We start from the raw sequence: 17,900 nt of genomic DNA on the forward strand, positions 1-17,900 counted from the left end.
CAGGTTGGGAGAAGGGGCAGGTCGAGAACCAGGTCGGGCTGGTGCGCGAGCGGTTCTTCACGCCCCGCCTGCGGGTCAAGAATCTGGAAGAGCTGAACGCCTGGCTGATGGACAAATGCGTGGCCTATGCCAAGGCGCACCGTCATCCCGAACAGACCGACAGGACGATCTGGGAGATGTTCGCGGCGGAACGACCGCAGCTCGTGCCCTATGTCGGCCCCTTCGACGGCTTCCACAGCGTGTCGGCCTCGGTATCGAAGACCTGCACGGTGCGGTTCGACAACAACAAATACTCGGTGCTGGCCACGGCGGTCGGGCGACCTGTCGAGGTGCATGCCTATGCGGAGCGGATCGTCATCCGGCAAGACGGGGTGAGCGTCGGCGAACATGCACGGGCCTTCGGTCGGAACCAGACTATCTACGACCCCTGGCATTATGTGCCTGTTCTGGCGCGCAAACCCGGAGCCCTGCGCAATGGTGCCCCGTTCAAGGATTGGGTGCTGCCACCAGCGATGGCCGCGATCCGGCGCAAACTGCGCGGCAGCGATGACGGCGACCGGCAGATGGTCCAGATCCTGAGCTGTGTGCGTGACGACGGCCTGCAGGCTGTCGAGGCGGCCTGCCGGGAGGCCATCGATCAGGGCGTCCATTCCGCGCCGGTCATCATCAACATCCTTGCCCGCAGCAAGGACGCCGCCCCGCCACCGCTTCTACTGACCCCCACCGCGTTGCGCCTGACCCACGAGCCTGTGGCCGACTGCGCACGCTACGACAGCCTCAGGAGGACCAGTCGACATGGAACGCACCCAGATCCTCGACCTGATGGGAAGCCTCAAGCTCTACGGGATGCGCAGCGCCTATGACGAGGTCATGGCCGCAGGCATCAAGCGCCAGCACGAACCGCCCCGCATCGTGGGCGACCTCTTGCAGTCCGAGATCGCCGAGAAACAGGCGCGGTCCATCCGCTACCAGATGACCATCGCCAAGCTGCCGCTGGCCAAGGACATCGACGCGTTCGACTTCGCCGGCACGCCGATCAACGAGGGCCTGGTGCGCGATCTGGCCACCGGCGGCTTCGTTGCCGATCAGCGCAACCTCGTCCTCATCGGCGGCACCGGAACCGGCAAGACCCACCTCGCCATCGCCATCGCGCGCTCGCTCATCCGCAGCGGCACCCGCGGCCGCTTCTTCAATGTGGTGGACCTCGTGAACCGGCTGGAGACCGAGACCCGCGGCGGCAAGCAGGGTCGCATGGCTGACTACCTCACACGCCTCGACTTCGTCATCCTCGACGAACTGGGCTACCTGCCCTTCGCGCAATCCGGCGGCCAGCTCCTCTTCCACCTGATCAGCCGCCTCTACGAGCGCACCTCGGTCATCGTCACCACCAACCTCGCCTTCGGCGAATGGCCAGCCGTCTTCGGCGACGCAAAAATGACCACCGCGCTCCTCGACCGCCTCACCCACCATTGCGAGATCATCGAGACCGGCAACGAGTCCTGGCGCTTCAAGAACCGCGCCTGACCCCGATCAGGGCCTGAGCCGACTCCACACCCTGACCGTTCCGTCGGCTCAGGCCCCGATCTCGTCTAACCGGTAGGGTCAAAATTGGACGCCGATCCGGGGTCAGTCTTGCGCGCCGATTGACAGGAATTCCCGGGGCGAAGCGATTCTTGCTTTCCCCTATTTATGAATATTTTAGGTGGGAAGAATGGCGGAGGAAACGCGACTCCGGTCGAACCTTCTCTGACGAAAACTGAGCGACATGGTTCCCGTTCACAAAGGAAATGGGCCGCTCTCGAACAAGAAGGCGTGCATGGCGGCAAGGTAACGATAAAGCTGTTCGTCCGTATCGAAATGAAACCCGATGTCACGCTCATACTCCTGTGCGCCCAGAGGTCGATCCCTCAAGATTGCCTCAAAGCGATTTCGAAAGTCGCGGGCTTCGATTGAATTCTCTTCAAGTCCTTCTTTCAAGCTGTCGGGAGCATAGGTTTCAGGTCCGCAGAGAAGGAACATGGTCTCTTTCCAACTGTCCAAACTGACCAATTTTACCTCCCGACAGGATACATGGTGACAAGAACAGGGACACCACTTGGCTCCAATCGAAATATGGCCAGCAGCAATCCGCCCTCGAAATCGACGTCCACAATGCGTCCATCCGCGCGTCTTACCCCTTCGACGAGTCGCAGGTAGTCCGGCCCAAGTGCATCGTCCAACGACAGAACGACCGAGAAGCTACTTCGCCGGTACATTGGCGCGAAAAGTGCGGCGTCACGAGCTGCGCGGTACGCGGCCGTCCGCCGAAGGTAGCTTTCTGCGGAGACAAATGCCTCTGGTGTTGTGATCCGGGTGGCAATCGGCGGCGGGCGGTGCGGTCGGCCCGTAACACCATCCACTGATGTCCCTGTCATAGGGTCTTTGCCGTCGAGGACCCGGTCGATCAACAACTGCCGCGTGACCGCGCCTTCGTGACGCTGGGGTCCGTGACCTTGCGCTTCTAATTCGGCAAAACGCCGCGCAACGAACGCACTCGCGGTCGCGCGGCGCATCGCCAGCAGCGTTTCCATCCGTGCCGTTGCGGCTCGAAGAGCGACAAATGCGTCGCGCGGGCGCAGTCTTGTCAGGTTGAGGCCTAGTCGTGTGGCAACTGCTGCGAAGGCTGTCGTGCCGAGTGTCGTCGCGCCATCCATGTAGGCGACGTCCCGGTAGGCCCGCAGTAAGGTCTCCTCAGACACAAGACCGAGACGATACTCCAGATCGAGCAGCCGCCGATCGGCGTGCTGCGCCTCAAAATGATCGACGAAGGCGTCGGCCAGTTGGCGTAACGTCTCTTCGTCCAACGCGGCAAGCGCATCAATCGCACGCAAGACACCCTCGCGCATGGCCAGACGTTCGACCTCTTCCTCTGGCGTGATTATCCCGAAAAGCCGCCGGTACCCCAGCCATGAGAAACGGACGAGGTTATAGACTGATGTTGCACCTCCGACGCTTGCATCGGTCGCTGCGTCGGCGAGCCCGCTCGCTTGAGCCCGGGCGATCCTATCACTGATCTCGGGAGACGCCGGAACATCCGTCAGCAGAATTGTCCCATCGATAATCGCAGGTTCCGCGACACAGCGGCAGTTGTAGCCATGGCCGGGCGCGCCGTCCGGAAACCCATCCTCCCAGGAGAACACCCTGTCATCACGTTCGGCATGCGCGGCGCGGACCTTTTCGTCGTCCTGCGTCCGCCAAATGAAATGTGTCACCCCTAGCTGCCGCTGACGTCGTTCGTTGATCTCGGTCAGGAACCGCCGCGCCAACCAATTCGCCAACGTCTCGAGGTCTGCTTCGAAGACAGATGAGTCGCCAGATGCCAGGATCGCGGAAGCCTGATCTGAATATGTCGCCCGCGCCTGATCAACCTCGGCCTCAATGTCTTCCGCGGCTGGATCGGCTTCAAGGCCAGCCCGCAGAAAGACTGCTGCAATGCCGGACCAGTTTTCGGCGGCAAGTTCGCGCAGGCGCTGCTCAAAGGCATCCAGGCTGGATGGGTCAGGCCACGACTGCTTCAGCTCCAGCAACGGTTCGACCGGACGCAGTCTCAGGATGATGCTTGCCTGACCGCCATGACGGATGAACTGGCTGAAACTGGCGAATGAACTCATGGCTTCCCCTTGGAGTTGAAGGAAACCTACATCGGTTCGGGTTGGAAATCGTTAACCGAGCGTTCGGTGCCTGAGAAGGTTCGACCGGAGTCGCGTTGGCGGAGGGAGCGGGACTGGCGTCCAACCTTCTCCGGGAACCGATGCTGTGACCCCCGACGCTCATCCGGCTAAGGTCCTCAGAGTTTGTTGTTGAACTTGGCGCGGTTGCGCCGACGGAGCAATGGGCGAGGCATTCTATGCAAACCTGAACGCACTCGATATGGTCGCCTAATCCTTGAACAAAACACTCTCCGGTAAAGCCGGGGCGGATCAGTCACTTCGGAAGAACGGAGGCTCGTATTGGAAGAAAGGACCGCAACCGAACGCATGGCGGATGTCGTGCAATCCATTGTCGGGATGATGGGACAGCACATCAACGCCTGCGATCTTGCTGACGTGCGGGGCGTGCTGGAGGAGGACCATCCGCAACGGGCGTTCTATGGCGTAGGGGAAGTCTCCGCGCCATCAGGCAAAGAGCGGGCGAGGGCGGCGGCGTTAGCAGCTCTTGAATCCCTCAAGATGGACATCGCTACCAGTCGGTAGTTCACCTCAACGACAAAAAGAAGAACCGCCCCAGTCAAAGACGCTTCGATGGGTTGGGCCGAGAGCTGCACCACACCCCATTCGGCAACTATCATGGCTTCGATGAGGCCGTCCTTCACCCCTGCAACGACAAGGGCGACATCTACAAATCAAGGGGCTATTCACTCCGGCAATTACGGTTCCTCTGACACCTTCACTGTCGGCCTTCCTGTCCATCTCGATCACCCTTCACAAAGGATGTGCCCCGCCGCTGGCCAGACGCGAAGCCCACGACGAAGTCGCCGGCACACTCCAAGCCGATGGCACGGAAATGAGGTCTCCCTGACCTAGTGAAGGTCCTATGCCGCGGCGAGGTTACTGTCCGAGGTTCGGTGTTCGGACCCTCTGATGGTCGGATTTTCGGCAGGGCCGGCCGTGTTGGCCAGCTTGAACCGGGCGACCTGCGCCTGCAGGTCTCTTGCGGTTTGCTTCAGTGCCGCTGTGGCGGCGGAGGCCTCGTCCACCATCGCCGTGTTCTTCTGGGTGACCTTGTCCAGTTCCGTGACGCCAACGTTGATTTCGCCAAGTCCCGCCGACTGCTCCCTGGCTCCGACGGCAATAGAGCTGACTAGCTCTGCGATGCTTCCGACATGCTCCAAGATCCCGGCAAGGGCCTTCCCGGCCTGATTCACCAGCGCAACGCCCGAGTGCACCTGGACCGAGCTGTCCGAGACCAGCTGCTTGATCTGCTTCGCCGCATCCGAGGACCGCAGCGCCAGCGCCCGGACTTCCGACGCAACCACGGCAAAGCCGCGCCCGGCCTCGCCCGCCCGGGCGGCCTCGACCCCGGCGTTCAGCGCCAGGAGGTTAGTCTGGAAGGCGATGTCGTCGATCACGCCGATGATCTGTGAGATTCCGTCCGAGGACCGCTTGATCTCGGCCATCGCGTCAACCGCGTCGCGTACCACCTTGCCGTTTGCCGTGGCTTCGTCGCGGGCATTCCGAACGACCGTCTCAACTTCGGCCGCACCGTCTGCTGCGGAACGCACGCTGGCAGTCAACTCGTCCAGCGCAGCAGCCGTCTGTTCCAGCGTGGCAGCCTGATTCTCCGTGCGTTTCGACAGGTCCTCGGTTGCCTCCGAAATCACTTCGGCGCGGGTGTGCATCTCGTCCGCGTTTTGTACTACAACCACAAGCATCTCGCGCAGCGTGATGAGCGTCTTGTTGAAGTTGGCACGCATCGGCTCGAAGCCGTATGGGAACCGGTCCTCCAACGTGCATGTCAGGTCTCCCGCCGCCAGGGATTCCAGCGCAGCCGTCATCTTCCGGGTGACGGTCTCCTGGGCCCCCCAGTCGCGCGCCCGCTTGGCCTCCAGTGCCTCACCCGCCGCCAGCTTGTCGCGGAATTCCATCACCGACCGCCCAAGCCGGCCGATCTCGTCGCGTCGGTCGGCAACGGGAATCTCGGCCGCATAGTCGCCCCCGGCGACCTGGTCGATCGAGCGCAGAACACTGGAAAGCGGCCGCGTGATTCCCCGCGATGCGCCCAACCCAAGGGCAAGCCCGACAACGAGGCCAAAACCGACAAATCCCAGAACCCAGTTCCTGAAAGCGACCACACCGGCGAGATGCTCCGTCTGGTCCAGTTCGACGACCAGCGTCCAATTGCCGAAGGCCACGTCCAGTGGCTGGGTCAGCACGATGCTCTCAGCACCCGAGACCCCAAGCGTGCCGAAGGTGACGCCGGTCTTGCCAGCCTTCAGATCCGAGACGAAGGGCAGGTCGGGCAGCGGATCGAACTCGACGAACCGACCGTCGAACCGCGACCGCGTGCGCGCCCGGCCGTCGTCGCCAACCAGATACATGTCGCCCTTGGACCCAAGCAGCGCCGATCGTGCCAGGCTGGCCGAAAGGCCTTCGACCGAAAGCTGGGCGGCAAGAACGCCGATCAATGTCCCTGCCTGGTCAAGGACTGGCGTTGCAGCAAAGGCGGCAGGTGCGCCGGCGCTGGGGGAGTAGGATTCGAAATCGGCGACGACTACCTCGCCCGGCCCGGCCTCGACCGCCATGCGGAACACTATCCCCAGGCCGGTGTCGGCGTAGGGACCAGTGCGAAAGTTCTCACCAAAGTCGGCCTCCTTTACGACGGTGTAGAGCAGATCACCCTGGGGATCGAACAGAAACATGTCGTAGAAGCCAAGCAACTGGCGCATCCCCGTGAACCGAGGGTGGATGCCCAGGTGCATGTTGGAATAGGCCGACCCGTCTCCGGCGTCGACCAATAGGTCGCGTTTGCCCAGCTCATGCGGATTGTTGCGGGCATAGTGATCCTGCGCACGTGACATGCCGGAACCGTCGGCTTGGATTGCCTCGCCGAAAAGGCGGATATCGGCGGCGGTGGACGGCTCGGCGGCGATCAGGACGATCTCGCGCGCGATCGTCTCGTACCAGACGGCCACCCGCGCTGCCTCGTCCTTGGCCACGTAGCCAATGGTGTTGCGGATGGTCTCGATCGTGGTCCTATAAGCCCGAAGGTAGAGCAACCCGCCCATGAGGGCAATCAGGCCTGCCATCAAAAGGGCCATCAGCGGCAAGCGCCAGGCGATTGGCAGGTGCAGGATTCTCCGAATCATCGATCACTCGCAGGTCATGGAAGCCAATTGGACCGGCTTTGGCAGGGAGCTGTGCCGATATTGGCTCTCCCAGCGCGGACAGTCTTGCAGCAGATCCGTGTAAAGACCGTAAACTGGTCGCACTATTCCCTGTTCGGCCTGACTTACTGACGGTTAGGTCCGCCGTGATCTCCTGCTCGAACACCCCGCCCGACACATCGTCGACGACCCGCACCCAGACGGACCCCCCCGTTGGGCGGTGCTGCGATGAACAAGGTCAGCACGCCGCCCGTGGCGATAGCTAAGCTTGCCCCCATGTCGGACAGGGTCGGCGCGCCGATGCCGTCATTCGCCACAATATGCCAGCGAGTGTGCGCGCCCCGATGGAAGCCGATGCCGATGCAAAGCCGTGACTGTCCGCGAAGTCTGATTTGGGAGATTGACTCAGCCTAGCTTGCTCATCCTTTTCTGGAGCGTGAAAAGCGCAGTGCCAAAATGCGGGTCGTCCATCTGACGGTCCTCGATTGCAGGTCCGAAGTTTGCCAGGAAGGTTCCCAGCGTGTCCTCAAGAAACGCATCGGCGGCATTGGCATCGCAGAGATCTGCGTCAACGCAGAGGGCCAAGCGCGTGAAAAAATATACTACTCGATCCAGATCATCAGACGCATTTTCCTTCGATAGGGTGCTGTCAGACGAATGCGAACCAGTCTCCGTTACCCCAGCCCCAGCTATCGATCAGGCCGCGAGAAGGCCGCGCCACTCGGCGAGAGCGGCGGCGCGGGTCTGCTTGTAGGTGTTGCGGTCTTGGAGGTGGCGCTCCGTCGGAAAGTGGTTGTGGACCGAGGCATGGACCGAGACGAACTTCTGCAGCGTTCGCATGCGCCGGAACCGCAACATCGCCCGCTCTCGTCGTCGGAACGGCAGGTGCGAGTTCTCGGCGCGGTTGTTGAGCCAGCGACCCATCTCACGGTCATCGCCGCGGCCGAGGTCCTTCAGGGCGGCACCGCAGGACCGCAACCGATCAGTCACGATGGTTTCCGGCCGGCCATGCCGCTTCATCGATTTCTTCAGCAATTTCAGCGCCGCTTTGCGATCCCGCGTCTTGGTCAGGACGCTTTCCAGCACCTCGCCCTCGTGATCGACAGCCCGCCAGAGGTAGTGGGTCACGCCGTTGATCTTCACGTAGACTTCGTCCAAATGCCAGCGCCAATGGCGGTACGCGCGCATCGCCTCCACCCGCCTGCCGCGGATTTCGGCCGCAAACATTGGGCCGAACCTGTTCCACCAGAACCGCACAGTCTCATGGCTGATCTCGATCCCGCGTTCGTGCAGCATGTCCTCAACGTTCCGCAGCGACAGCGGGAACCGGATGTAGAGCATCACCGCCAGGCGGATGATCTCGGGGCTCGTCTTGAAATAGCGGAACGGGGAAGGCTGGGTCATCCCAGCAGGCTAGCGAACGGCGCTCTCAGCCAGCAAGCCTGTTTCCTCTGACAGCACCCGCTGTAGGTGTCGCCCACCGCTGCCGCGCCGGCATCCATTGCCGCACTATCCAGCCCAGCGTCAGGTTGCCCCAGTTGGAGTCGTCATAGCGGGCTTGGCTCTGATGATGTGACCGTCCTCCTCTCTGGATCTTCGCAGACCAACCTTGGCACATTGATGCCGTCGGGGGGCGGTCACATCATCAGAGCCCTCACGACCGCCAAACTCGCCGATGAAAAGGGTCGCGTTCAGAACTCCGCCCATCCTCCCTGGCCGGCCCTGAGCTTCCTGCCAGGGTCCGGGACAATTTCGGCTGTGTTCGCCTCTGGCTCAGGGGGTCGGAGGGGCACCACGGCCGCAGACCCTCGCGTGACACCGCCATGCAGCCGGAACTGCGCGACGAGACCTTGTAGTGTTTCGGCCTCATGCCTCAGCGTTGCCGAAGCAGCGGTCGCGTTTTCGACCATGGCGGTGTTCTGCTGGGTCACCTTGTCGAGTTCCGTCACGCCGACGTTGATCTCTCCAAGACCGGCCGACTGTTCCTTCGCGCCGGTGGTGATCTCGCTGATAAGCCCGGCAATGTTGTTCACCCGGACGACTATGTCGGTCAAGGCATCTCCAGTGCGGTTCACCAGCGCCACGCCCGAGGCCACCTGGTCCGAACTGGTGCCAATCAGGCCCTTGATCTCTTTCGCGGCTTCGGAGGAGCGTTGGGCCAGCGCCCGCACCTCTGAGGCAACCACTGCAAATCCGCGGCCGGCGTCGCCCGCCCGCGCCGCCTCTACGCCGGCATTCAGCGCCAGAAGATTGGTCTGGAAGGCGATATCGTCGATCACGCCGATGATCTTGCTGATGCCTTCGGAGGACGACTTGATCTCGGACATCGCGCCGATGGCATCTTGCACCACCTTGCCCGAATCTTCGGCCCGGCCTCGCGCCTCCCGCGCGACGGATTCGACCTCCGACGCCCCCTCGGCCGCCGAGCGGACACTCGCAGTCAACTCGTCCAGCGCCGCCGCGGTCTGTTCCAGCGTCGCTGCCTGGTTTTCGGTTCGGCGCGCCAGTTCGTCGGACGATCCGGCGATCTCTTCGGCGCGGGCCCGGATCGTGGCAGACGCCTCAAGCACGGAACCCATCAGGTCGCCAAGGCCGTCGATCGTGGCATTGTAGTCGTCGCGCAGCCCGTTGAAGCCCTCGCCCAGATCATCGTCGATGCGGCCGGTCAGATCGCCGGCCGACAGCCGCCGCAGCCCCTCGCCCAGTTGATCGACCAGCGCAGCGCGGTGAACGCGGGCTTCTTCGCGCTCGCGGGCCATGGTGCTGACCTCGTGCTGGCGGTGATCGCGGTAGCTGGCGACGCCGGCGGCCAGCTGGCCAAGCTCGTTCTTCAGCCCGAGGCAGGGAATCGGCGCGTCAAACAGGCCCTCGGTCACCGCCTTCATGGCGCCGGTGATCTGGCGCACCGGCCTCGAGATGAAGATCTGCACCAGTAGGGTCAGCACCAGGCCACCGATGACGGCGGCGATCGAGATCGGCGTAAACTCGGTCACGGAAAGCCGCGCCGAGGCGGCCATCGCGCCGACCCGGTCCATGGCGGTGGCATTGGCCGAACGGCCAAGCTCGCGCACCGCTGCATTCAGCGTGGCGAAGCCCTCCTCGGCGCCATTCAGGAACATCATCGCCAGGCTGGCGTCCACTTCGGCCACGTCGAGGACCTGTTTTGCCTGGGCAAAATAGACCTCGCCAAATTCGGAGATGCGCGCCGAGGAGTCAACGTCGATCTCGGCCACCGCCGCGCGGAACGCCTCTTGCGCGGCGATCGCCTCGTCGAACTGGCGCTGCAGGGAGTCGCCGCCGACGCCGCTGCTGGCCCAGGTGACGAGTTGCAGCAACTCGAACTGCATTGCGACTGTCGTAGATACCAGATCCGCGGCACGCTGCGTTTCCGGCAGCACGGTGGAGCCGACCTCCTCCATCCGGGTCGAGGCCGCGCCGAGTTGCAGCAGGGCCATGACGACGACGGCCATCAGCGCCGCCGCGGTCACCACGGCGCCAAAGGCCCCCTGAGCCAGCAGCGGCAGATTCTTGAACAGTCTGATCATACCGATACTCCGAAACGTCATGGCCCGCCTGCCGGTCATTCGTCGTAGACGCCGACGCCGATGATCACTTCGTCGTTCACGTTGACGACGTAGGACGACTTCTTGTCGACCGCGCCGGTCGTCGGGTTCTGCCACTTGTAGGAGATCCAGCCGGTGTCCTGCTCATTGGCGACGCGCACCGCTTCGAGGTTGATCTTGACGCCATCGACATCGGTCAGCGACGACAGATCCTTGCCGACCAGCGCCGCCTTGGCGCCGTGGGCCTGCATCACCATGCCGAAATCCAGTGCCCAGACGTAAAGGTCGCGGTCGTGGAAGCGCACATCCGCCGGGTCCATGAAGGCGGCGAAAGCGGCGTCGGCACCTTCAGTCTTGTACAGCGCGACGGCGGCGTCGGCCATGGCGACGGCTTCGTCGCGGGTTCCCCGGGTGCCGTCCGAGGCCAGGGCGGGCAGTGCCAGCGACAAAGCGGCGAGCGCCAGGAGGGTTCTGCGAGTGATCATGTGATGCTCCTAACTGGGTTGTGTTGAGCTCCCACCCCGCGGTGGAAACCCATGGATGCCTGACGATCAGAATCCATTAGGACAGCACCGGATTCGTGTCCGGCAGTCCTGAGTCCCGACCGCATGGCCTCAGATTGGCGGGTTCCCCTTAAGAAAGGATTGCAGATGGGCCTGCTGCCTGGCGGCACATTTGTGCCGTGCGTTCACCCGAGGCGCCGGACCAAGCGCACTGTGCCATAAGGTAGCATTTGCATCGTCAAGGGCCTTTGGCGTTGAAGCAGAGCCGCCGCTGCGCCAGTCTCGAGACTGGCCAAAGGGCCTGCAATGGCGCTGCGGTCATGAATTCCAGAACGAAGAAACTGATCCTGGCCGCGATGATCGCTCCGGCCGTGTTGATCGCCCTTGTCGCCTGGGAAGCACTTCACGTCAGAACCCAGGTCAAGGACCTGTTTCGCTTGAATCGACAGTTGCAGGAAGAGGGCTACTACGTCGGCGATTTCGAATTCAAGATGCTGGGATTGGCCTATTGGCTGGACAAGGGAGAGTACGTCAAGGCCCTAACCATGATCGGCACGCTTCACTCGAAGATGGAAACCCGCACGGGATTTGCCCGTATTCCGGAATTCCAGACGAAAGCCGAGGAACTGGATTTCTATCTCGATCTTCAGGACCCCGGAACCGGCGCATTCATGGATCCTGATTTTCCCTATTGCACCTACAACGAGGTGACCGAGAACGTGATCGCCCATCTGAGTGCCCTTGCCGAGGAGTTGGGGGTTCCGCTGAAGTTGAAATATCCGCTCGTCTATCTGGATGAAGTCGACACGCCGGACGAATTGACCGCCTTTCTGGATGACGTTTCGCATGTAGGACCGATTGCGACCCTGTTCCCGCAGACCAGCTTTCTGTTTGCGCGAAGCATGCTAAGCCATTCGGGCGATGAAGGGGTGATCGAAGGCAGACAACTTCACGCGTTTTCTCCCGAGTGGCAGCGATCCCTGCTGCAATGGTTCTACGACCATCAGGACGCAGAAACCGGATTCTGGGGCCCGATCTCGCGTTCCAATGGGGAAATGCTGACGGTTGATCTGAACAACACCGCGTCAATTATTAAACACTTCGTCAAAGCGGACGGCACCGATATCCACAAGGATTTCCCGTTGCGGTACCGCAACGAGATGTTCGCCAGAGCGCTCGATGTGCTGGCTCTGCCAATGCCGGGCGGCGCGGATCTGGATCAGATCCATGAATGCAACCTGACCATGGCAAAGGGTATCCCCATGCTCACGCGCTATCTATGGCCCGGCGCAAGCAGAGCGCATCGGTTGCAGGCGCGTAAATTGTTCGCCCAATACGTTGCGAGAATCTTCGAGCGAAACTACGTGCCCGAAGACGGCGCGTTCAGCTATTACCCCGACGAACACCACGCAACACTGGACGGCCTTGGTTATTTCTTCCTGTTTGAGGAATTGGGCGCATTCTCGGTGGAAAGACAGACCGAGCTTTGGGCGGACCTGGACGATCCACTGACTGATCACGGCGTGATTGCTGTTTCCAGCCTGGATGCCACGGCTCTTGAGGGTCTTGTCACGGATGCACGGGTGAACTCGATCCGGGTGTATGCCGAAAACCCCACGGCCAGTTACGTCGAGGCTGTAGAATTCGTGATCTATCCTCGCGAAACGCCGGTTCTGGATATCGTGGACCTGACCGCCATGGTTTCGTCCTGGCTTGAGTCCACGTCGATGACTATGGGAAACTGGACGTCGCGCGCGGTGGCGCAGGCCGACATCAAGGAACTGGAAACCTCTGACGCGAAGATTTTTTCGGGAATTCCCATCAACGATTTGAACGCGATGCTGGCGCGTAGTGGCCAATTCGTGACGCTGTGCTTCGATTCTCTGCAGATGCCGGTATGCTGAGTGACGATGGTGCGCAAGACGCCGTGAAATCCATCGGTGTCGAACGTCCGCGAGTCGTCGCGCCTGGGCATCGGCCCCTCGGAAGCCGAGACCTTCTGGACCGAGTTCCTGCGGTCCCTGCGCGTCCGCGGCCTCGGCGGGGTCAGGCTGGTCATCAGCGATGCTCACACCGGCCTGAAGGCCGCCATCGCCCGAGTCTTCGAGGCGACCTGGCAGCGCTGCCGCGTTCACTGGATGCGCAACGCGCTGACGCACGTCTCGCGTGGCCAGCACACCGTTGTCGCCGCTGCGATCCGCCAAGCCTTCGACCAGCCCGACCGCTCTCATGCGGGCGAGACCTGGCGAAAGGTGGCCGAGCAGTTGCGCCCGCGCTGGCCAAAGCGGGCCGACCTCATGGACGCCAGCGAGCACCATGTGGCGGCCTACATGTCCTTCCCCCGCCAGCACCGCACCAAGCTGCACAGCACGAACCCGATCGAACGCCTGAACAAATAGGTGAAGCGGCGCGCCGACTTGGTCGGCATCTTCCCCAACGGGGCTTCCATCATGCGCCTCATCGGCGCCGTGCTGTTCGAGCAGAACGACGAGTGGCAGACTTCCAGCCGCTACATGATGGTCGAAGCCTTCGCCCAGATCGACAAGGAGGAGATCGACCCCATTCTCAGCATAACCACGAAAGCCGCCTGATCATGCCCTCAGGTCACCCAGGAAATTACACCAGCTTGACGGACGTGACCCACCATGCCCATCCTTGTGCCGGACCCTCAGCGTTCCGCCTGAGATTGGATCATCGTTAGGATCGGGGCCGATTGGCCGCGAAGAAGGGACCGGACTTGGAGAGCGTGCAGTCCTGGATTGTTTCGGCACTTGACGATCTCGCCACTTACGCCCGCGTGCACGGCCTGAGTTCAGTTCACCTTTCACTTGCCCACGCCAAGGATGTAATCGAACGCTTGGACTTTGACGCGGCAATTCCGCGACCCGAGAGGACCGCGGAACTGTTCTCGGATGCTCTCGACGAATTGATCAACCATTGTCGGCAACAGGGGCTGCGCGAAGTGCTTGACCACCTGCTTGAAGCAAGAATGGCTTGGGATGAGAGAGACGTAGAGGGTCCTGACGGCAAGGTTCTGGTCTTCAGGCCCCGCTCCTCGGAATAGATACTCCGCTGCCGCGCGCCGTCTGCCAAGCGTTTCGTGCCAGCTTCCACATATGCCAGATCGCAAGTCGACACTTCTCGATGCCGCCCTGCACCGGCGCTGCGGACGTCCGGATTGATGTCCATCTGCTTCGTACCTGAGGCTTGCAGCCATGCTGGGAGTCAGTCTTCTGAAGAATGCTGCCATGTTCCGCCCGCTGATCCTGATCTGCTGTCTCTTTGCCGCTCCAGTTCTCGCGGAAACTCCGGCCGCTTCGGGAACCACGGCCTTGATGATCGTGTCGGACCACTACGGGGCCGGAGCCTCGGTGCGTTGCGACGGGGCTGCGGTGTGACCGATCTGTTCCTGGCTGGAAACCGCATCGTCGTGGCTTCGCCGGTTGCGGGGTCTGCGCTTCTGGCCGGACGGCGTTTGACGGTCGAAGCACCGGCCACCGGCGGTTTCTTCGCGGTGGGTTACAGTGTCACCGTCAGCGAACCGGTCGGCGGCGACGCCACGGTCACTGGCTATGAGGTGGCACTTGGGCCTGTCACCGGCAATCCGGGAGCGGCTGGGTCCGAAGTTCAGGTTGGCTCACCCAAGGCCTGCCGTGGCACGACAGCATGACCTTGGAAGGCGGCATCGCTGTCCCCGGAAGTGCCTGCACGTACCTTACCACCCTTACCTGCAAGCGCCACTTCGACGGCGGGGATAATCCTTGTGGGTGGTGTGCCATGCAGAAGTCGAAGGCGGTCTTCTGGTTGGGGAGGCTGGAGGTGGAGCGGATGCAGCGGTCCTTGCGGCGCGGGCGGGCCTCGGCCGAAAGGTCGGGACAGAACTGGAGGATCGGAGACCAAATGGAGTCTGCCAATGCAGTTGTGCTGGATCGGCAACTCATCGACGGAGCGATCCGCCTCTGCGATACGGCGTTCTTCTTTTTTGAGCGGCGTGGTGATCAGGCGGCACAACAATATATGGATCGCTTCGCCATCTCGCTGGTGTCCCTGATTGGCGAGTATTTTGCTGCCCGTTCGAGGGCCTGAGGTCGAGACCGACGCTCTCCACTTGCAAGGCGGCTGAGCGCAATGCTAGCTGGCCCCGCACTCCAGGACTGCAATTCGGTCAATGCCCCCGAACCCAGGCTCTACACCCCAGACAGACCTGCCCAGCACCAAGGCACTTCCTGGTCGGGTCGACTGTCTTGACCAGTTGGATCGTCTGGTCCGGCGCGGCGCGCTGTCTCCAGAAGCGCGGGGCCATGCCCTGCTGGCTCATCTGATCGAGCATTTCCTCGGCGCCGGTCCCGGTGTGCCGATCAAAGCCTATGCCATCGCCGTCGACGTGTTGGGGCGCAGTACCGGTTTTGATCCATCGCAGGATTCCATCGTCCGGGTCGAGATCGGCCGACTGCGGAAGCTACTGGAGATGTATTACCTCGGCCCTGGACGCGAGGACCCGGTCCGCTTCGACCTGCCCAAGGGCCAGACGCATCTGGAAGTGCAGTTCCGGCGCACTGAGTTAGAGACCGCCGCCGAGGCGCAGGCCGAGAGTGCTCCGAGGCCGGCACCGCAGTCGGCGACCTGGTTGCGGGTGCCGCTGCTTCTGGTGGCGGTCGCGGCACTGACCCTGGCCGCAGTCGTCACGGTCCTGATGCTACGAAATCCGGGTGACGCCGAGATCGCTGCGGCGCTGAACGAGGACTACCCGCGCGTCTTCGTTCGCCCCTTCGAGAAAGGCCCGAGCCTGGACAAGGCCTTTCCGGGCAATGCGATTTCCTCCTTCATCGCCATAGAGCTTTCGGCGTTCCGCAGCTTTCGCGTCATCTCCCCGCTGCCCGTAACGACCCTGCCGGTCCGGCCACGCGACTACGTGCTGGAGGGCAACGCCATCGCCTCGACGGACGGAGCGGAGGGCAAAGTGCATGTGACGCTCAAGCTGCGCGATGGGTTGGGCACGGTCCTATGGTCCGATCGACTGTCGTTCCCAGCTAAGGACTTGGGCACCCCGCAGCCGGTTTTTGACGCGCTGTCGCAGATCGCTTCGATGTTGGGCGGTGCGTTGGGAGTAATCGATTCCGACGGTCGGGCGCGGCTGAACGACGAAGAGCGGGAATGGGCCAGGGGCAGCACCTCGGATTTTCGCTGCATCCTGCGCTGGCAGTCCTTCGACCTGACGAAGGACCTGCAGGAACGGATGGTGGCCCGTGCCTGCCTGGAAGATCGCGCGGCTCAAGATACGCCGGTTGGGCAGATCTGGTCGGCGCTGGCCTTCCTGCGGTTCCTGGACTGGACCGAGGCCGGCGCAGCAACCAACGATCCGCAGGTCGAAGCCGCATTGGTTGCCGCAAACCGGGCGCTGCTGCTAGACCCGAACGGGTCCGACGGGCACGAAGCGATGGGTTCGATCCTGACCGGACTCGGCCGACTGGACGAAGCGCAGGAGGTGCTGGCGCGGGCGCTTGAGATCAACCCCTCGAACCTGGACACAGCGGTCAAGCTGGGCTGGCTTGACTGTCTGACTGGCGATTGGGAAACCGGCGCGACGCGCATCCGTCAGGTCGTCGACCGCTATACCGTGGTGCCGGGCTGGTACCGCCTGCCGCTTGCGCTGGCTGCGTTTCGCGATGGCAATGCCTCAGCCATGCTGGAAGAGGCGAAGGCGATCCTCGCTTCGGGCGATCATCGCGGCCTGGTTCTTGCACTTGTCGCAGCTCGACTTGGGTCCGATACAACAGAGGAAATGCGACAGCGCCAAGCGTTGGAAAAGGCCAATCTCGACCTGCCCGAAGCAATGGCAGAGATCGAGGCCATCTTCCCCGACGTCGAACTGATCGCTGCTCTCAGGCAGGTGCCCTGAAACGGACCGCGGCGATATGGGCCTGCATAAGAAAGGCCCGGCGGACCTGCGTTGTCGTATCCACCCGCTTCAACTCTCCCTCCGCCCGCAGTCCTGCCGCGATTGGTCAGACGAAACATCAATGGGGTCATTACCGGACGCCGATACCCCGCCAAACGGGTCAGATTGGCATGCCGAAACTCACCTTTGGGACAGCGCTCGCTCATTGCCAGGACAGCAGATCACGTGCCGCGGCCTGAAGGATATCCTGTGCCATGCGGGGCTCGCAGCTGTAAACCCCACCGGGCCCGGGCACGCCGACGTTCTCCGCCAGCCACTTCCGGCCTTCGTCCGAGATCGGGCGCAAGACGACAATGGTGCCGTGGTTGATGATCTCGATGTGCTGCCAGTTACCAGACATGCCAGAGCCTAGTCCTGGCACAGCCGACCCGGCAAGCCCTTCACATTCGACACCTGCCACCGTCCGTCCAGTCGGGTCCTGATCCCGCGTGCCGTGAGTTCCGCCGCGCTGGCGCGGAGCGAGGTTTGTCTGGCAGCCCGGAAGTTGGTCAGGATACGCACGAGGATTTCGGCGAATTCCACCGCACTTGCGGGGACAATGGCCTGACGGGCGCCGCAGCCGGCTCCAGATCGATTGAAGTGCACCGACCCGTTCAATTGCCAGAGGCTCAGCCTCCGCGTGCGGGCAGGCAGGTTGCCGATCAACTCTCGCGGGTCTGGATTCCGCTGGAGAGCTTGTACAGGTGCTGAGTGCCACCGGTGAGGAGCGTGATGCCCATCTCGCGATCGAGTGCTTCGCGGAGCGCTTCGAACTTGGGCTTCAGGTGGGCGATGTCATTCTCTTGGATGAAGTCCTGAAGGTCGCGGGCAACGTCAATGAAGAAGTCGTCAGTCGGCGCCAGGTACATGTGCAGGATTCCAATGCTGCCCCCATGTGCACACTGGCAACCCTTGGTTAAGCCTTCGCTAATTTCTCGCGTATCGGTTGAGCAAATGGTTGATGCTGTAGTCGAGCAAATTGCCCTTCGGCTCTTTGGACCCGGTCCGCATGAGGTCCATGGCAATGTCCAGAA

General features: G+C 62.3%; 17 protein-coding genes and 1 pseudogene. 10 read left to right on the plus strand and 8 right to left on the minus strand.

What is annotated here, in order from left to right; genetic code table 11:
- Window positions 1-863, plus strand: an 863-nt coding sequence (locus LHP98_RS18845) for a Mu transposase domain-containing protein (RefSeq protein WP_413687730.1), incomplete at its 5' end; no start/stop codon positions are given.
- Window positions 796-1,524, plus strand: a complete 729-nt coding sequence (istB, locus tag LHP98_RS18850; RefSeq protein ID WP_227254100.1) for an IS21-like element helper ATPase IstB — start codon at window positions 796-798, stop codon at window positions 1,522-1,524. The genes LHP98_RS18845 and istB, both read left to right, overlap by 68 nt.
- 252 nt (window positions 1,525-1,776) lie before the next feature.
- Here the strand turns inward: istB and LHP98_RS18855 are convergent, their stop codons facing one another.
- Together LHP98_RS18855 and LHP98_RS18860 are read right to left on the minus strand one after the other, a co-directional pair.
- On the minus strand, window positions 1,777-2,019 hold the full coding sequence (locus LHP98_RS18855; RefSeq protein ID WP_227254101.1) for a hypothetical protein: 243 nt from the start codon (window positions 2,017-2,019) through the stop codon (window positions 1,777-1,779).
- Window positions 2,020-2,051: 32 nt separating this feature from the next.
- Window positions 2,052-3,650 (minus strand): minor capsid protein, encoded by a 1,599-nt coding sequence (locus LHP98_RS18860; RefSeq protein ID WP_227254102.1) that lies wholly within the window; start codon window positions 3,648-3,650, stop codon window positions 2,052-2,054.
- 339 nt (window positions 3,651-3,989) lie between these two features.
- Between LHP98_RS18860 and LHP98_RS18865 the strand changes: the two genes are divergently transcribed.
- Window positions 3,990-4,232, plus strand: coding sequence for a hypothetical protein (locus tag LHP98_RS18865; RefSeq protein ID WP_227254103.1), 243 nt, complete (start codon window positions 3,990-3,992; stop codon window positions 4,230-4,232).
- Window positions 4,233-4,570: 338 nt separating this feature from the next.
- On the opposite strand, the gene LHP98_RS18870 is transcribed toward LHP98_RS18865, so the two are convergent.
- The 4 genes from LHP98_RS18870 to LHP98_RS18885 all read right to left on the minus strand — a co-directional run bounded on the left by LHP98_RS18870 (window position 4,571) and on the right by LHP98_RS18885 (window position 10,910).
- Window positions 4,571-6,844, minus strand: a complete 2,274-nt coding sequence (locus LHP98_RS18870; protein WP_227254104.1) for a methyl-accepting chemotaxis protein — start codon at window positions 6,842-6,844, stop codon at window positions 4,571-4,573.
- 714 nt (window positions 6,845-7,558) lie between these two features.
- Complete coding sequence (locus tag LHP98_RS18875; RefSeq protein ID WP_227254105.1) at window positions 7,559-8,266, minus strand: IS6 family transposase; 708 nt, start codon at window positions 8,264-8,266, stop codon at window positions 7,559-7,561.
- 287 nt (window positions 8,267-8,553) lie between these two features.
- Window positions 8,554-10,407 (minus strand): methyl-accepting chemotaxis protein, encoded by a 1,854-nt coding sequence (locus LHP98_RS18880; RefSeq protein ID WP_227254106.1) that lies wholly within the window; start codon window positions 10,405-10,407, stop codon window positions 8,554-8,556.
- A gap of 35 nt (window positions 10,408-10,442) precedes the next feature.
- Window positions 10,443-10,910, minus strand: coding sequence for a cache domain-containing protein (locus LHP98_RS18885; protein ID WP_227254107.1), 468 nt, complete (start codon window positions 10,908-10,910; stop codon window positions 10,443-10,445).
- 338 nt (window positions 10,911-11,248) lie between these two features.
- Between LHP98_RS18885 and LHP98_RS18890 the strand changes: the two genes are divergently transcribed.
- From LHP98_RS18890 to LHP98_RS18920, 7 genes and pseudogenes are all read left to right on the plus strand, one after another.
- Complete coding sequence (locus tag LHP98_RS18890) at window positions 11,249-12,832, plus strand: hypothetical protein (RefSeq protein ID WP_227254108.1); 1,584 nt, start codon at window positions 11,249-11,251, stop codon at window positions 12,830-12,832.
- Between the two features lie 48 nt (window positions 12,833-12,880).
- Window positions 12,881-13,519, plus strand: a pseudogene (locus tag LHP98_RS18895) (transposase); the annotation flags it as partial.
- A 122-nt stretch (window positions 13,520-13,641) separates the two neighbouring features.
- Window positions 13,642-13,992 (plus strand): hypothetical protein, encoded by a 351-nt coding sequence (locus LHP98_RS18900; protein ID WP_227254109.1) that lies wholly within the window; start codon window positions 13,642-13,644, stop codon window positions 13,990-13,992.
- Window positions 13,993-14,176: 184 nt separating this feature from the next.
- Window positions 14,177-14,326, plus strand: coding sequence for a hypothetical protein (locus tag LHP98_RS18905; RefSeq protein ID WP_227254110.1), 150 nt, complete (start codon window positions 14,177-14,179; stop codon window positions 14,324-14,326).
- Window positions 14,323-14,598: a hypothetical protein gene (locus LHP98_RS18910; RefSeq protein WP_227254111.1), complete on the plus strand. Its 276-nt coding sequence runs from the start codon at window positions 14,323-14,325 to the stop codon at window positions 14,596-14,598. Before LHP98_RS18905 ends, LHP98_RS18910 begins: the two co-directional genes overlap by 4 nt.
- A 107-nt stretch (window positions 14,599-14,705) precedes the next feature.
- Window positions 14,706-15,014 carry a hypothetical protein gene (locus tag LHP98_RS18915; protein WP_227254112.1) on the plus strand — a complete coding sequence of 103 codons (309 nt, stop codon included), beginning with the start codon at window positions 14,706-14,708 and terminating at the stop codon, window positions 15,012-15,014.
- Window positions 15,015-15,180: 166 nt separating this feature from the next.
- Entirely contained in the window at window positions 15,181-16,827 is a 1,647-nt protein-coding gene (locus LHP98_RS18920) for a hypothetical protein (RefSeq protein ID WP_227254113.1), read from the plus strand.
- A 202-nt stretch (window positions 16,828-17,029) separates the two neighbouring features.
- Here LHP98_RS18920 and LHP98_RS18925 read toward each other — a convergent pair whose 3' ends face one another.
- Both LHP98_RS18925 and LHP98_RS18930 read right to left on the minus strand, forming a co-directional pair.
- Window positions 17,030-17,227: a hypothetical protein gene (locus tag LHP98_RS18925; protein ID WP_227254114.1), complete on the minus strand. Its 198-nt coding sequence runs from the start codon at window positions 17,225-17,227 to the stop codon at window positions 17,030-17,032.
- Window positions 17,228-17,528: 301 nt separating this feature from the next.
- Window positions 17,529-17,735: a hypothetical protein gene (locus LHP98_RS18930; protein ID WP_227254115.1), complete on the minus strand. Its 207-nt coding sequence runs from the start codon at window positions 17,733-17,735 to the stop codon at window positions 17,529-17,531.
- Window positions 17,736-17,900 lie beyond the last annotated feature (165 nt).

The organism is Rhodobacter sp. Har01, from assembly GCF_020564565.1.
In the GTDB taxonomy this organism is placed as follows: domain Bacteria; phylum Pseudomonadota; class Alphaproteobacteria; order Rhodobacterales; family Rhodobacteraceae; genus Pseudogemmobacter.

What these genes read in the sequence shown, in the direction of transcription:
- istB (WP_227254100.1), top strand. Translation starts at nt 796, where the DNA reads ATGGAACGCACCCAGATCCTCGACCTGATGGGAAGCCTCAAGCTCTAC.
- LHP98_RS18855 (WP_227254101.1), bottom strand. Translation starts at nt 2,019, where the DNA reads ATGTTCCTTCTCTGCGGACCTGAAACCTATGCTCCCGACAGCTTGAAA.
- LHP98_RS18860 (WP_227254102.1), bottom strand. Translation starts at nt 3,650, where the DNA reads ATGAGTTCATTCGCCAGTTTCAGCCAGTTCATCCGTCATGGCGGTCAG.
- LHP98_RS18870 (WP_227254104.1), bottom strand. Translation starts at nt 6,844, where the DNA reads ATGATTCGGAGAATCCTGCACCTGCCAATCGCCTGGCGCTTGCCGCTG.
- LHP98_RS18875 (WP_227254105.1), bottom strand. Translation starts at nt 8,266, where the DNA reads ATGACCCAGCCTTCCCCGTTCCGCTATTTCAAGACGAGCCCCGAGATC.
- LHP98_RS18880 (WP_227254106.1), bottom strand. Translation starts at nt 10,407, where the DNA reads ATGATCAGACTGTTCAAGAATCTGCCGCTGCTGGCTCAGGGGGCCTTT.
- LHP98_RS18885 (WP_227254107.1), bottom strand. Translation starts at nt 10,910, where the DNA reads ATGATCACTCGCAGAACCCTCCTGGCGCTCGCCGCTTTGTCGCTGGCA.
- LHP98_RS18890 (WP_227254108.1), top strand. Translation starts at nt 11,249, where the DNA reads ATGAATTCCAGAACGAAGAAACTGATCCTGGCCGCGATGATCGCTCCG.
- LHP98_RS18905 (WP_227254110.1), top strand. Translation starts at nt 14,177, where the DNA reads ATGTTCCGCCCGCTGATCCTGATCTGCTGTCTCTTTGCCGCTCCAGTT.
- LHP98_RS18915 (WP_227254112.1), top strand. Translation starts at nt 14,706, where the DNA reads ATGCAGAAGTCGAAGGCGGTCTTCTGGTTGGGGAGGCTGGAGGTGGAG.
- LHP98_RS18925 (WP_227254114.1), bottom strand. Translation starts at nt 17,227, where the DNA reads ATGTCTGGTAACTGGCAGCACATCGAGATCATCAACCACGGCACCATT.
- LHP98_RS18930 (WP_227254115.1), bottom strand. Translation starts at nt 17,735, where the DNA reads ATGTACCTGGCGCCGACTGACGACTTCTTCATTGACGTTGCCCGCGAC.